The following is a 13,707-nucleotide window of genomic DNA, read 5'->3' as shown; positions in this document are numbered from 1 at the left end:
ATAACATCGGCATGAGCGACGCTATTTTGTGATCCACATCTCAACTTAAATGTGGATAATGAATCGTCTTGAACCGCGATTCGATTAGCCGACTTGATAACTCGAAAACAACAGTGAACGGAGATTACGCTTTCACGAACAACGAATAATTCATTAAGGGATGATTATATGAAGTTAAGAAAAAAACGACATAAACCGATGCACATTAACGACATCACCATCATCGATGACAGCAAACTCAAGAAGGCCATTACCGCCGCGGCCCTCGGCAACGCAATGGAGTGGTTCGACTTCGGCGTATACGGCTTTGTCGCCTATGCGCTTGGCCAGGTCTTCTTCCCCGGCGCCTCTCCCGGCGTACAAATGATCGCCGCGCTGGCGACCTTCTCCGTCCCCTTCCTGGTGCGTCCGCTCGGCGGTCTGTTCTTCGGCGCCATGGGCGACAAGTTCGGCCGTCAAAAAGTGCTCTCGGTCACCATTATCATCATGGCGGTCAGCACCTTCTGTATCGGCCTGATCCCGTCCTATGCGTCGATCGGCATCTGGGCGCCGATCCTGCTGCTGCTGGCCAAACTGGCGCAAGGCTTCTCCGTCGGCGGTGAATATTCCGGTGCGGCGATCTTCGTCGCCGAATACTCACCGGACCGCAAACGCGGCTTTATGGGCAGCTGGCTGGACTTCGGCTCCATCGCCGGCTTTGTGATGGGCGCAGGCGTAGTGGTGCTGATCTCCAGCATCGTCGGCGAAGCCAACTTCCTCGACTGGGGCTGGCGTATCCCGTTCTTCATCGCCGCGCCGCTGGGCCTGATCGGTCTCTACCTGCGCCATGCGCTGGAAGAAACCCCGGCGTTCCAGCAGCACGTGGACAAGATGGAGAAAGAGGATCGCAACGCCATCGAGAATCCGCCAAAGACCTCGTTCAAAGAGATCGCGGCCAAGCACTGGAAAAGTTTACTGGTGTGCGTCGGTATCGTGATTTCCACCAACGTGACCTATTACATGCTGCTGACTTACATGCCGAGCTACCTGTCGCATAACCTGCACTACTCGGAAGATCACGGCGTTCTGATCATCATCGCCATCATGATCGGCATGCTGTTCGTGCAGCCGGTGATCGGCCTGACCAGTGACCGCATCGGCCGTAAGCCGTTTATCATCGGCGGCAGCATCGGCCTGTTGGCGTTGGCGATCCCGTGCTTCATTCTGATCAACAGCAACGTCATCGGCCTGATTTTCGTCGGCCTGTTGGTGCTGGCGGTACTGCTCAACTCCTTCACCGGGGTGATGGCCTCCATCCTGCCGGCGATGTTCCCGACGCACATTCGCTACAGCGCGCTGGCGATTTCGTTCAACATTTCGGTACTGATCGCCGGTGCGACGCCGACCGTTGCCGCCTGGCTGGTGGAAGCAACCGGCAACCTGTACATGCCGGCCTACTACCTGATGGTTGTTGCGGTGATCGGTCTTATCACCGGTCTGTACATGAAAGAAACCGCCAACAAGCCGCTACGCGGCGCGACGCCGGCCGCCTCTGACCGCTCCGAGGCAAAAGAGCTGCTGCAGGAAACCTACGACAACATCGAACAGAAAGTCGAGGACATCAACGCGCAGATCGCCGAACTGGAAAAGAAAAAACAGATCCTGATCGACCAGCACCCCAAACTGGACTGATTCGCTCTGACAAGCAAAAACCACCCGCCCGGGTGGTTTTTTTTGCCTGGCGTGCACAGAGTGGTAACTTGACCCGGCGGATGCCGAAGGAGAGATGAATGAATCAGTTTCAGGAGATGACGACCTATATCGCCGTGGTCGAGGCCGCCAACATCAGCGCCGCCGCCCGCCGCTTGGGCACCACCAAGTCGGTGGTCAGCAGACGCATCCAGCAGTTGGAGACGCGCCTTGGGACTGTGCTGTTCGAACGCGGGAAAACGCTTGGGCTGACCGACGCCGGCCACCTGTTCTATCAGCGCGCCGTTCTCATATTAAGCGAAGTGAGCGATGCCGAAGAGTCGGTGCGAACACTGCACGGCCAACTGCAGGGCCCACTGCGGTTAACCGCGCCGATGGCGTTCAGCATCCGCTATCTGGCGCCGCTGTTATCCGCCTTTATGGAACAATACCCGAACCTCAATCTGGACGTGGAGTACAGCGATCGCCTGGCCAATCTGAATCAGGAAAATTTCGACGTCGCCATCCGTATCGGCGCCTTGGCGGATTCCGACCTGATCGCGCAGCGCATCTGCGCCAACCGTCACTTGATTTGCGCCAGCCCAGCCTATCTTGCGCGTCAAGGCACGCCGACGCACCCGCAACACCTGCAACAGCATCAGGGGTTGCTGTATATTCACCGCGAGCCGACCGGCATGCTGCAACTCCCCATCGAAGGCGAGATCCGATCGTTTCGTATCGGCAAACGCCTGCGCACCGATAATGCTTTTCACCTGCTGGCGGCGGCGAAAGCCGGTTTGGGCCTCGCCATCCTGCCCGCATTTATCGCCGCCGACGCGATACGCGCAGGGGAACTGCGCATTGTGCTGGCCGCCTATTCACCCGACGGCGGCGACATTTCCGCCGTCTATCGCCGTTCAAAACGCGCATCCCCCAAGATCAAGGCGCTGGTGGACTTTCTGAGTGAGCACATTGGCCCTACGCCCAGTTGGGAAACCGCGCTGTCCCCTTTCCTGACGTCAACCTGAAAGGTTCGCAGAACGCGAACAGCAGGTTCGAATTTCGCCCGCTTGTCGCTTTTATCTCCGGGTTTTAGTCTGCAGAACACACCTTCCGCCCGCTCTGGAGACTACGCCATGAAAGACCTGTCACGCCGTCAGCTGATATCCCAAACGCTGGCCGTTTCAGCCGCCGCCACGCTCAGCGCTTGCGCATCAAGTTCCGCGTCGGCGGCGCAAACACAACCGGCCCAACGCGCCAGCGAGCCATCCACCTTCGACGTGATCATCGTCGGCGGCGGTTCCGCCGGCGCGGTGATGGCGGCTCGCCTCAGCGAAAACCCAACGCGCCGGGTCCTGCTGATAGAGGCCGGACACAGTTACGCGCCCTACGATTATCCGCGCCTCATCGCGAACAGCGACGTGCTCGGCGCCAATGGCGACCCGGAATTCGAATGGGGATACCGGACAGAACCCGGCTATGTCAGCCACGCGATCGGCGCCATCCGCGGTAAAGTCCTGGGTGGCAGTTCAGGCGTCAACGGCGCCGTGGCGATCCGCGCCCGCCCGGAAGATTTCAAACGCTGGGATCTGCCGGGATGGCGCTATCAGGATCTGCTGCCCTCCTTCAAAAAACTGGAGACTCGTCATGGCCTGCACGACCGCGCAATCCATGGCGATAGCGGTCCTTTCCCCGTCGTGCAACTCACATTGGATGACATCACGCCAATGCAACGCGCTTTCGTCGCCGCCACGCGCGCCAACGGCTATGACGCCATCGACGATTTTGACGGCCCTTCAGCGAATGGCGTCGGCCCCTACCCGATGAATATCGTCAACGGTGTGCGCGTTAACACCGGCATGGCCTATCTGGATGAGAAAACGCGCGCCAGAGACAATCTCATCCTGCGTGCCGATACGCTGGTCGACCGCGTGATATTTGACGGGCAGCGCGCGATCGGCGTTCGCCTGGCCAGTGGCGAAGAAATCCATGCCGCTGAAGTGATCCTGAGCGCCGGAACCTACGGCAGCGCCGCCGTTTTGATGCGATCCGGCATTGCGCCTGCGCAACAGTCGAAGCGTCTGGGGATCCCCGTCGTCGCCGATTTGCCCGTCGGTGAAAACCTGGTCGATCACCCCTTTTATTACAATGCCTACGCAGCCCGCCCCGACGTCATCGGCAGCCAATCGCCGGTTATCGGCGCCAAGCTGTGGACCCGCAGCAGCCGGGCGGAACCGGGGGAGCTCGATCTGCACATTACCGCGACGCATCTGTTCCCACATGACCAAAGCCCCACCGGCGTCGGTTTTGTCCTGGCGGTGGCGCTGACCCGGCCGCAATCCACCGGACGCATCTGGCTGGAAAGCCGCGATCCAATGGCAGCCCCTCACATTGACCTTAACTTCCTGGCGCAAGAGAGCGACCGTGTTCGCTTGCTGGAGGGGGTTAAACTGGCGCGAAAAATAGGGCAAACCGCCCCGCTGTCTACGCTTATCCACAGCGAGCTTGCGCCCGCCGCAGACAGCGACGAGGCCATTCTGGCCTCGATGACGGCGACGTTGGATACCTATCATCACCCGACCTCCTCCGCGCCGATGGGGAATGCCGGCGACCCGAAGGCGGTCGTTGACCTTCAGGGCCGCGTGCACGGCGTGCACGGGCTTCGGGTTGTCGACGCCTCCATTTTCCCCGACGTGCCCTCCGTCGCCACTAATGTGACGACGATCGCCACCGCCGAGCATATCGCCCGCCACTATGCCTGACCGTTTGGCGGCAAGATAGGCTGTTGAAACCCGGCCGGTCATCCTGATGGCCGGCCTTCGCCATTCCGCAGCGGCGCGCTCTTCAACATCGGCGATCTCAGCCTTACCATTTCGCGTCTGTTTCACTGGTTCGAAAGCCAGCGTGGATAACCTGGATTCGCGATAACGCAGGCGGCGAGCAAACATCGGCTATGATTGATAGACGTTACGTCATTTTCCGAGACTGTCGCTCGCGATAAAGAGGACCGCATCATGACCGACTATGTGTTCTACAATCAGATCCTGACCCGACTGGCCGCCAATCATCCCGGCACGCTGGATGAGAAAACTTACGAACTGTGGAAGCAGGACGCCACCAGCCCGCACGCCTTCGCGGATCCCTTCGCCTATCTCAAAACCAAGGGGCTGATACAGGCCTACGTGATGAGCGACATCGACGAGAACAACTATGATATCGATCCGCACCAAACGCGGATCACCGCCGCCGGTCTCGACTTCATCCGCAGCGGCGGGTTCAAATAAGACGCAAAAACCGCCCAACGGCGGTTTTTTTACCCTAAAAAGCGTCCGGACCATTTCAGGCGGGGAAAGGCCGATAAAAAATACGCAGCACTTCACTGTCGCCCTGGCGTAGAAAACCGCCTTCCGGCTGCCAGCGCAGATCGCGCGCCAGATTGAGATTTTCCCAGCCGACCGCGCCTCCCACGCCGATGCAAAGATTTTTATTGCCTGCGGCAAATCCCGCGCCGGTGCCGATCATGGCATGCAGCAATCGGGGCGAGGCCGCGTCGCGCATGGAGAATATCCCGATAAAACATCCCTGCGGGGCGCGCAGCATATCCGCCATGGTGCGGATCTCGGTATCGTCGGGGCTGACGAAATGTTTGTACTGCTTATCGAACACCGTCAGCCACAGCTGCTTGTATTTCGCCTTACTGAGCGCGCCGGAACGGTGGGCGCACAGCACCACCGCATCCCAACACATCTCCCCGCTGAGCGAAAGATACTCTTCCGTATTCTCCTGCGGCTTATCGGCATAATGCCGCGCAAATTCAGCGGCATTCAGATGCGGCGGCACGGCCTGTTTGGCGACGTCACTCTTGTAGCGCTTGAAATTCAACCAATGCATGGGAAGTCTCCTCTTCACCCGATAGATTAATAAATCCGCAGCCGTGAATGAGACGAGCCATCAAATCCAGCGCGTCGTCGGCAACGGCGGTGTCGTCGTCGTTCAGCCCCTGTTCCACCGCCCGCTCAATGGCGCTCATCACCGACGTCGCGCTGGTTTCTTCCCCTTGCGCTACCACGTCCAATACGGCTCTGCCGATCGCCAGACAAAGCTCATGATCAAACTCAACCTCTTTATACGGCTGCATACTCACCCCGATAAATTTTTACCCAAGAATACTAGACCACAATGACGCATCGCGCCTGCGGCCGTATCGCGGCGATCGGTGCAGCCGACAGAGAAATGCATCAGGCCCCGGATGGAAGAACCGGGGCCTGATAAATGGCAGGTTATTGTGGCGGCTGTTCGGTAGAGCGAATGATAAAGCAAGTGGCGGTTGCCGAAGCCAGCAATTTTCCTTCCGCCGTTTTGAGCGTGCCTTCCGCGAAAGCGACGTTTTTCGACGCATAGACCAGACGCCCCTCGGCGATCAGATCAATCTCCTTCGGTACCGGGCGCAACATTTTCACCTGCAGATCGACGGTGCCATAACCCGTCCCTGCGCCCAGCGTACTGTGCACCGCGCAACCGGTCACCGAGTCCAAAACCGTGGCGGCGAAGCCGCCATGAACGCCGCCCAGCGGGTTAAGATGGCGTTCGTCGGCCCGCGCCACGATGCGGATATATCCCTCTTCAACCGCGGCCGGTTTCATGGGCACCGTTTCAGCGATCGAAGCCGGTGGAATTTTGCCGGCCATCGCTGCCTGTAATAACGCCAGCCCCGTCATTTTTGTCGGATCCATAACTCTCTCCTCTGGTGGTAAATCCGTCATATAGGAGAGGTCTGACCTCTTGGCTTGCTTTTTCGTGCTGATGCCGCTTTCCGCCCGCTCTCTATGTTCTTTGAATGTGACCGACATCACTCTTTAAGGTTAATAACCACAATTTATTAATGCCTTTAGATTTAAAACAACTTTCTGCTGTAAACGCCGCCGGAAACTGAACGTAGTTAAGTTCAACATTATTAAGGCGTATCTATCATGGATTTCTTTCTGCAATTAGCGGTTATATTGGCATGCCTGCTGTATGGGGCGCGTAAAGGCGGCATTGCGCTGGGGTTGCTGGGCGGTATCGGTTTGATGATTCTGGTGTTCGGCTTTCACCTGCAGCCCGGCAAACCGCCGGTAGACGTGATGCTGGTGATCATCGCGGTGGTGGCGGCCTCCGCCACCCTGCAGGCCTCAGGCGGGTTGGACGTCATGCTCCAGATCGCCGAGCGGATGCTGCGGCGCAACCCGCGATATGTCTCGATCATCGCGCCGTTCGTCACCTGCATTCTCACTATTCTGTGCGGCACCGGCCATGTGGTGTACACCATCTTGCCGATCATCTATGACGTGGCGATCAAAAATAACATCCGCCCGGAACGGCCGATGGCAGCCAGCTCGATCGGCGCGCAGATGGGCATTATCGCCAGCCCGGTCTCGGTGGCTGTCGTTTCACTGGTGGCGATGCTCAGCAGCTACACCTTCAATGGCCGCCATCTGGAATTCCTCGATCTGCTGTCGATCACCATTCCTTCCACCCTGTGCGGCATTCTGGCGATCGGTATCTTCAGTTGGTTCCGCGGCAAAGACCTGGACAAAGATCCCGAGTTTCAGAAATTCATCTCGGTGCCGGAGAACCATCGCTACGTCTATGGCGACGCCGCCACCCTGCTGGACCGGGTATTGCCACGCAGCAACTGGATCGCCATGTGGATTTTCCTCGCCACGATCGCCCTGGTGGCGGTGCTGGGGGCTTTTTCCGACCTGCGGCCCAGCTTCGGTGGCAAGCCACTTTCCATGGTTCTGGTGATCCAGATGTGCATGCTGATGGCCGGGGCGCTGATCGTCATCATTACCCGCACCAACCCGGCGTCTATCTCTAAAAACGAGGTGTTCCGTTCCGGCATGATTGCCATCGTGGCGGTGTATGGCGTCGCCTGGATGGCGGAAACCATGTTCGGCGCGCACCTGACGCAGATAGAAGCCACGCTGGGCGTGCTGGTGAAAGAGTACCCCTGGGCCTATGCGCTGATCCTGCTGCTGGTGTCGAAATTCGTCAATTCGCAGGCCGCCGCGCTGGCGGCGCTGGTGCCGGTGGCGCTGGCGATCGGCGTCAACCCGGCCTATATCGTCGCTTCGGCGCCGGCCTGCTACGGTTATTATATTTTACCGACCTACCCCAGCGATTTGGCGGCAATTCAGTTCGACCGCTCCGGCACCACCCGCATCGGCCGCTTCGTGATCAATCACAGCTTCATTCTACCGGGCCTGATCGGCGTCAGCGTCTCCTGCGTCTTCGGCTGGATCCTCGCCGCGGCGTTCGGTTTCTTATGATCTGTAGTGTGGAGCCCTGCGGGGCTCCCTGCAGGCAGGGTGGCGGCATGACAAGAAAGGAAAAAAATGCAGGCGTAATGCGAATTTCAGACACAAAAAAACCGCCTCTCGGCGGTCTACGACATTACTACTTATTGCTTTGATTATTCGGTATTTTCGTTCCCTGGTACCCGGGGCGGGACTTGAACCCGCACAGCCATAAGCCGAGGGATTTTAAATCCCTTGTGTCTACCGATTTCACCACCCGGGCTCGGGAAAGTTGGAGGCGCGTTCCGGAGTCGAACCGGACTGGACGGATTTGCAATCCGCTACATAACCGCTTTGTTAACGCGCCTTTATTCTGTTTTGCCTTTTCAGGCCAAAGCCGGTGAATCACCCACTTCGTTTTGTTCTTCGGGATTGCGATGATAAAATCGCTTATCCTAATCATCTGATTCTTAAGTAATTTATTTCGTTACTGCCGAATCGATGGACTGCATTATGGACTAAACCCCCCACCTTGGCAACCCCCCGAAATAGCAAAAAGTTCTCTAACGCTTTCAACTGCTTATTTTGTGGGCGCACTGTTCACAATGCCAACGAAAAGGCAAGCGCAATGTTGATATTATATGCATCGGCTCAGAAATTCATGGGCAAAACGGTTCTTTTTCTCGACAGGAATAGCTCTCCCCGGCTTTTCGCTTGCTTATGGCGAAGGGCTATCGTGCAAAACCTCATCGGTCGGGGCATCACGCAATCTTCGACGCCACCATAAAAACCCGGCGAACATTCCCGGTAAGACCGCGATCGCGCCAAAAATACGCTGATCGGCATTCAGCAAACCGGGAGCAATGGCGGAAACCACCGCACACAACAGCAGAAACCACCGCAATTGGCGAATGCCTGAATGGGCGATACCGGCAATAGCCCCCGCCAAACATGCCGGCAAAAAACCGAGCGCATAAGAAAAAATGCCGATAAACCCCGCCATGCCCAGCAAGTCGCCGGCATCGAGAAGACTTATTCCCACCCACTCACCGCTGCCGAACGCCATCAGCAGAAACATGAGCACGCCCCCCAACGGCGGGGCGACCAGGCCGAAGAACAGCGCACATCCCGCCGCCGTTCTTATCAGATGCTTTAAAGCACCAGATTCCATACATCCTCCTATGCCCGGTTTCAAAAGACCGACCTACAGCTTCACTTTGCCGATAACCCAGCGATTTGACGAGGCGACAGCGATGCATGGCTGTGCCTGAGTGCTCAGATGGCGTCATACGCCGCATTATTTTCTTCTTGCATGGCGAACCGCCGGACGTATCAAATTATTGTTTCACCGTTTAACGGCTGCATCCAACAGTATGACAACGACAGGAAAGATACGTGAGAAGAGTCAATAATCGATATGGGAAGATGAAGAAAGGTTTCGCCGAATGGCGCAGAAGCAGAAAACGAAAAAGGGGCCGAAGCCCCTTTTCCTTACCTGCCGAATCACGGGGGATTCAACAGGCTAATATTTGGAGCGGGAAACGAGGCTCGAACTCGCGACCTCAACCTTGGCAAGGTTGCGCTCTACCAACTGAGCTATTCCCGCATTACCAGAACTGACTGATTTCTTTGCTATCTTTTGCAATTCATCGTTGTCGTCTGATGCGATGCATTCTACTTACCTGACGTGATGAGTCAATAAAATTGTTGGCCCTCCACGATCGTTTGCCGCTTTTTGCAGCGTATCGATCACTGTTCCAGCAAATCGTTACGCGCCGCGTTCAAATATTGGAACATCGACCAGAAAGTCAGCACCGCCGCAATATACAGCAAGCCGATCGCCACATATTCCACAGAGCGATCCGGGCGCCACAGCAAGCCCACCAGCGACATCATCTGCGCCATGGTCTTCACTTTGCCGATCCAGGACACCGCCACGCTGCTGCGTTTGCCAATTTCCGCCATCCACTCGCGCAGCGACGAAATGATGATTTCGCGGGCGATCATGGTGGCCGCCGGCAGCGTGATCCACCAGCTGTGGTAGTGCTCCGCCACCAGCACCAGCGCTACCGCCACCATCACTTTGTCCGCGACCGGATCCAAAAACGCCCCGAAGCGCGTCGTTTGTTTCCAGCGGCGCGCCAGGAAACCGTCAAACCAGTCGGTGACAGCGGCAAACACAAAGATAACGGCGCAAACCATCGGAGCCCAGCTGAACGGCAGGTAAAACGCCAGCACAAAGAATGGGATCAGAACTACGCGAAACAGGGTAAGCCAAGTCGGTATATTCAATTGCATAATGCTACGGTAACTATCTGGCTAAAGTGGAAATTAAGAGTATGTTGCTACATTGCCCTCAGTGTTTCAATGCATTGTAGATCTTTTCTGCCAATGCTTGTGAAATACCCGGCACTTTTGCAATTTCCTCCACGCTGGCGTTCAACAAAGGTTGCAGTCCGCCCATATACTTCAACAGCACCTGGCGCCGTTTCGGCCCTACGCCCTCAATCAGTTCCAGTGCGCTGGTATTTCTGACTTTCGCCCTTCTTTGCCGGTGACCGGTAATCGCATGATTATGTGAATCATCGCGGATGTGTTGGATCACATGCAGCGCCGGCGAATCCGGTGGCAACGAAATCCCTTCGCCTTCCGGCACGAAGAACAACGTTTCTAACCCGGCCTTGCGATCGGCGCCTTTGGCGATGCCGATCAGCAACGGTTTATTCTTGTCCCAGGTGACGTTCAGCGAGTTGAACACGTCGATCGCCATGCCGAGCTGCCCTTTGCCGCCGTCGATGAAAATGACATCCGGGATTTTTTTCTCTTCCAGCGCTTTGCCGTAACGGCGTTTCAGCACCTGCGTCATCGCCGCGTAGTCATCGCCGGGGGTGATGCCGCTAATATTGTAGCGCCGATATTCCGAACGCACCGGGCCGTTTCCGTCGAACACCACGCACGAAGCTACGGTCTGTTCGCCCATGGTATGGCTGATATCGAAGCACTCCATACGATTGATTTCCGCCAGATTCAGCACCTTGGCCAATTCCGCCAGCCGCTGATGGATCGTCGACTGTTGCGAAAGCTTGGTGGTCAACGCCGTTGCCGCGTTGGTGCGGGCCAGCTTCAGATAACGGGCGCGGTCGCCGCGCGGCTTACTTTGAATTTGGATCTTGCGCCCCGCCAACTCGGAGAGCGATTCTGCGAGCAGGTCCTTTTCCGGCAAGCTGAAATCCAACAGGATCTCGCCGGGCAGCGTGCGCGCCTGGCTGCCCTGCAGGTAAAACTGGCCGACGAAAGTCTGCACCACTTCGCTCATATCCGTACCGCCCGGCACCTTAGGGAAATAGCTGCGGCTGCCCAACACCTTGCCCTGACGGATGAACAGCACGTGCAGGCATGCCATACCGGCGTCGAACGCCACGCCGATGACATCCAGATCGTCACTGTCGCCCGAGACGAACTGCCGCTCGGTAACACGGCGCACGGCCTGAATTTGATCGCGTATGCGCGCCGCCTCTTCGAAATTGAGCAGCTTGCTGGCTTCTTCCATGCGGGCAATCAGCTGGTGCAACACCTGTTGATCTTTGCCCGAAAGAAACAGCCGCACATAGTCCACCTGTTGCCGGTACTCTTCTTCACTCACCAGGCCGGCGACGCAAGGGCCCAGGCAGCGGCCGATCTGATACTGCAGACACGGGCGCGAACGGTTGCGATACACGCTGTTTTCGCACTGGCGGATCGGGAACAGCTTCTGCAGCAGCGCCAGCGTTTCGCGCACGGCGTAAGAGTTGGGAAAAGGACCGAAATATTCGCCCTTGGCGTGTTTGGCGCCGCGATGCACCGCTAAACGGGGATGGGTATCGGCGCTGAGAAAAATCAGCGGATAAGATTTATCGTCTCGCAAAAGAACATTATATCGCGGTTGGTACAATTTAATGTAGTTATGTTCCAACAACAGCGCTTCTGTTTCGGTATGGGTAACCGTTACGTCTATTTGCGCGATATTTTTAACCAGCGTTTCGGTTTTACGGCTGCTGACCTGCTGCCGAAAATAGCTGGCGAGACGTTTTTTCAGGTCTTTGGCTTTACCGACGTAGATCACCGTGCCAGTGGCGTCATACATACGATAGACGCCAGGTTGGCTGGTGACGGTACTCAGGAAAGCTTTGGCATCAAAACGGTCATTCACTGCTTAACAACGTCTCCGCATTGAACAATCCATGTCGGATGGCCAGGTGGGTCAGTTCGACGTCGCCGCTGATATTCAATTTGCTGAACATACGGTAACGGTAACTGTTCACCGTTTTCGGGCTGAGACTCAGTTGCTCCGAGATCTCATTCACTTTTTTGCCTTTGGTGATCATCAACATGATCTGCAGCTCGCGCTCAGACAGGCAGCTGAACGGCGTTTCGGCCTGCGGCTCCAGCTGGCTCAGAGCCATTTGCTGGGCGATGTCAGACGCGATGTAGCGCTGCCCCGCATGCACGGAACGCAAGGCGTTAATCACTTCCTGCGGCGCGGCGCCCTTGCTCAGGTAGCCGGCGGCACCCGCCTGCATCACCTTCGCGGGCAAGGGATTTTCGGTATGGATAGTCAGCATGATGACTTTGACGTCGGGTGCATAACGCACAATCTTGCGCGTGGCTTCCAGCCCGCCAATGCCCGGCATATTCATGTCCATCAGCACGATATCGACAGCGTTGCCACGGCACCATTTTACGGCGTCTTCACCGCACTGGGCCTCACCGACAACTTTTATACCTTTGATATCTTCAAGAATGCGTCGTATCCCTGCGCGCACCAGTTCGTGGTCATCAACAAGAAGAACGCTAATCAAGGAAAATTCTCCAAAAAAAGGGAGTAACGCAATCAGCCTCTGTTTTCGCCAGAGATATTACTTGTTTTTCAGACAAGAATGAACACAGATTAATACATACTTCCGAATAACTTTGCGGAGCATAGCTGATTTTTCAATTTTAGCCGTCTATGCCGCCGATAAATCGTCACGTCGGAAAAGATCGAGCGACGAAAATAATTTCGTCGCGCTGCGTCAGACACAGGATAGCGCGACAATCATGCCGCGAGGGAGAAATCTGTGTAAGCAATCACGACATGAATAATATTAACACGGCTGTTGGCTGTTTGTAATCATTTGATATTTAAAGCCGCGGCCAACGCGAGCCTGACAGCCAGCGTACAAAACTATTATTACCGACCAACGCCGGCAAAATCAGTGCCACCCGCCCCTAATAATTATAATAACCCCGATTGTTCAACAATAACGAGCCGGGCAAATACTTGTTAACCGCCTCGAAATAACTGGCCGACAATGGATGACCCGGACGTGCAATGAGCAAACTTCACCCACCAGCGCCGCCAGAGCAAGCCCGGTGCAGATGGCTGACGCATGCTATGCTATACTCCGCGCCCAGTTAAATTCGCCGCCGTGCGTGGGCAACTTGCCTATAGTCCGCGCGCGGTGCGCTAAAGCAGCTTGTATCAGGCTACGGCCTCAAAAATCAGGAGAGAAAATGAGCAACGTTGATTTCACTACGTCTGCAAACCCGGAGATCTTGGCGACCGAGGTTGCCTGCCTCAAAGCCACGCTGACGCTGATCCTGAAGTCGATCGGCCAGGCCGATGCCGGGAAAGTCATCATCAACATGGAACGTTTCATCGCCCAGATTGAAGATCCGACTCAGGCGGAAATCTTCAAGAACAGCATTCAGCAAATCAAGCACGCTTACCGCCAGTAAACGT

Annotated in this window: 13 protein-coding genes and 3 tRNA genes; 6 read left to right on the top strand and 10 right to left on the bottom strand. The window is 56.4% G+C overall.

Going from position 1 to position 13,707, the window contains the following annotated elements:
* The first annotated feature begins 168 nt into the window (after window positions 1-168).
* The 4 genes from proP (at window position 169) to ACSBQS_RS04780 (ending at window position 4,952) form a co-directional block, all read left to right on the top strand.
* On the top strand, window positions 169-1,671 hold the full coding sequence (proP, locus tag ACSBQS_RS04795; protein ID WP_025302375.1) for a glycine betaine/L-proline transporter ProP: 1,503 nt from the start codon (window positions 169-171) through the stop codon (window positions 1,669-1,671).
* 98 nt (window positions 1,672-1,769) lie between these two features.
* Window positions 1,770-2,696, top strand: coding sequence for a LysR family transcriptional regulator (locus ACSBQS_RS04790; protein ID WP_117188673.1), 927 nt, complete (start codon window positions 1,770-1,772; stop codon window positions 2,694-2,696).
* 108 nt (window positions 2,697-2,804) lie between these two features.
* Window positions 2,805-4,430 (top strand): GMC family oxidoreductase, encoded by a 1,626-nt coding sequence (locus ACSBQS_RS04785; protein WP_197749737.1) that lies wholly within the window; start codon window positions 2,805-2,807, stop codon window positions 4,428-4,430.
* 252 nt (window positions 4,431-4,682) lie between these two features.
* Window positions 4,683-4,952, top strand: a complete 270-nt coding sequence (locus ACSBQS_RS04780) for a hypothetical protein (protein ID WP_033642645.1) — start codon at window positions 4,683-4,685, stop codon at window positions 4,950-4,952.
* A 55-nt stretch (window positions 4,953-5,007) separates the two neighbouring features.
* On the opposite strand, the gene ACSBQS_RS04775 is transcribed toward ACSBQS_RS04780, so the two are convergent.
* From ACSBQS_RS04775 to ACSBQS_RS04765, 3 genes are all read right to left on the bottom strand, one after another.
* Window positions 5,008-5,559, bottom strand: coding sequence for a hypothetical protein (locus ACSBQS_RS04775; protein WP_033642644.1), 552 nt, complete (start codon window positions 5,557-5,559; stop codon window positions 5,008-5,010).
* A complete protein-coding gene (locus ACSBQS_RS04770; RefSeq protein ID WP_033642643.1) occupies window positions 5,525-5,806 on the bottom strand; it encodes a hypothetical protein in 282 nt (93 codons plus the stop codon). Before ACSBQS_RS04770 ends, ACSBQS_RS04775 begins: the two co-directional genes overlap by 35 nt.
* Before the next feature lie 142 nt (window positions 5,807-5,948).
* Entirely contained in the window at window positions 5,949-6,401 is a 453-nt protein-coding gene (locus ACSBQS_RS04765) for a PaaI family thioesterase (RefSeq protein ID WP_033642642.1), read from the bottom strand.
* A gap of 237 nt (window positions 6,402-6,638) precedes the next feature.
* On the opposite strand from ACSBQS_RS04765, the gene ACSBQS_RS04760 reads away from it, so the two are divergent.
* On the top strand, window positions 6,639-7,979 hold the full coding sequence (locus ACSBQS_RS04760) for an anaerobic C4-dicarboxylate transporter (protein WP_033642641.1): 1,341 nt from the start codon (window positions 6,639-6,641) through the stop codon (window positions 7,977-7,979).
* Window positions 7,980-8,143: 164 nt separating this feature from the next.
* On the opposite strand, the gene ACSBQS_RS04755 is transcribed toward ACSBQS_RS04760, so the two are convergent.
* From ACSBQS_RS04755 to uvrY, 7 genes are all read right to left on the bottom strand, one after another.
* Window positions 8,144-8,229: transfer RNA gene (locus ACSBQS_RS04755), tRNA-Leu, on the bottom strand.
* 10 nt (window positions 8,230-8,239) lie between these two features.
* Window positions 8,240-8,313 (bottom strand) — tRNA-Cys (locus ACSBQS_RS04750).
* A gap of 351 nt (window positions 8,314-8,664) precedes the next feature.
* Complete coding sequence (locus ACSBQS_RS04745; protein WP_047026313.1) at window positions 8,665-9,117, bottom strand: hypothetical protein; 453 nt, start codon at window positions 9,115-9,117, stop codon at window positions 8,665-8,667.
* A gap of 359 nt (window positions 9,118-9,476) precedes the next feature.
* Window positions 9,477-9,552: transfer RNA gene (locus ACSBQS_RS04740), tRNA-Gly, on the bottom strand.
* A gap of 143 nt (window positions 9,553-9,695) precedes the next feature.
* Window positions 9,696-10,244, bottom strand: coding sequence for a CDP-diacylglycerol--glycerol-3-phosphate 3-phosphatidyltransferase (gene pgsA, locus ACSBQS_RS04735; RefSeq protein WP_434989784.1), 549 nt, complete (start codon window positions 10,242-10,244; stop codon window positions 9,696-9,698).
* Window positions 10,245-10,302: 58 nt separating this feature from the next.
* Complete coding sequence (gene uvrC, locus ACSBQS_RS04730; protein WP_071845073.1) at window positions 10,303-12,135, bottom strand: excinuclease ABC subunit UvrC; 1,833 nt, start codon at window positions 12,133-12,135, stop codon at window positions 10,303-10,305.
* Window positions 12,128-12,784, bottom strand: a complete 657-nt coding sequence (uvrY, locus tag ACSBQS_RS04725; RefSeq protein WP_004927947.1) for a UvrY/SirA/GacA family response regulator transcription factor — start codon at window positions 12,782-12,784, stop codon at window positions 12,128-12,130. Before uvrY ends, uvrC begins: the two co-directional genes overlap by 8 nt.
* A gap of 694 nt (window positions 12,785-13,478) precedes the next feature.
* Here uvrY and ACSBQS_RS04720 point away from each other — a divergent pair.
* Window positions 13,479-13,703 carry a DUF2594 family protein gene (locus tag ACSBQS_RS04720; RefSeq protein ID WP_004927950.1) on the top strand — a complete coding sequence of 75 codons (225 nt, stop codon included), beginning with the start codon at window positions 13,479-13,481 and terminating at the stop codon, window positions 13,701-13,703.
* Window positions 13,704-13,707 lie beyond the last annotated feature (4 nt).

It is taken from the genome of Serratia sp. H402Y, from assembly GCF_051172415.1.
GTDB lineage: Bacteria > Pseudomonadota > Gammaproteobacteria > Enterobacterales > Enterobacteriaceae > Serratia > Serratia ureilytica.
The sequence above is the reverse complement of the archived record's forward strand: the minus strand, read 5'-3'. Positions and strand labels throughout refer to the sequence as shown.

Excerpts from the sequence above, each read along its gene's own strand:
- pgsA (WP_434989784.1), bottom strand. The coding sequence starts at position 10,244 with ATGCAATTGAATATACCGACTTGGCTTACCCTGTTTCGCGTAGTTCTG.
- ACSBQS_RS04720 (WP_004927950.1), top strand. The coding sequence starts at position 13,479 with ATGAGCAACGTTGATTTCACTACGTCTGCAAACCCGGAGATCTTGGCG.
- ACSBQS_RS04785 (WP_197749737.1), top strand. The coding sequence starts at position 2,805 with ATGAAAGACCTGTCACGCCGTCAGCTGATATCCCAAACGCTGGCCGTT.
- ACSBQS_RS04770 (WP_033642643.1), bottom strand. The coding sequence starts at position 5,806 with ATGCAGCCGTATAAAGAGGTTGAGTTTGATCATGAGCTTTGTCTGGCG.
- ACSBQS_RS04790 (WP_117188673.1), top strand. The coding sequence starts at position 1,770 with ATGAATCAGTTTCAGGAGATGACGACCTATATCGCCGTGGTCGAGGCC.
- proP (WP_025302375.1), top strand. The coding sequence starts at position 169 with ATGAAGTTAAGAAAAAAACGACATAAACCGATGCACATTAACGACATC.
- ACSBQS_RS04775 (WP_033642644.1), bottom strand. The coding sequence starts at position 5,559 with ATGCATTGGTTGAATTTCAAGCGCTACAAGAGTGACGTCGCCAAACAG.
- ACSBQS_RS04760 (WP_033642641.1), top strand. The coding sequence starts at position 6,639 with ATGGATTTCTTTCTGCAATTAGCGGTTATATTGGCATGCCTGCTGTAT.
- ACSBQS_RS04745 (WP_047026313.1), bottom strand. The coding sequence starts at position 9,117 with ATGGAATCTGGTGCTTTAAAGCATCTGATAAGAACGGCGGCGGGATGT.
- ACSBQS_RS04780 (WP_033642645.1), top strand. The coding sequence starts at position 4,683 with ATGACCGACTATGTGTTCTACAATCAGATCCTGACCCGACTGGCCGCC.
- ACSBQS_RS04765 (WP_033642642.1), bottom strand. The coding sequence starts at position 6,401 with ATGGATCCGACAAAAATGACGGGGCTGGCGTTATTACAGGCAGCGATG.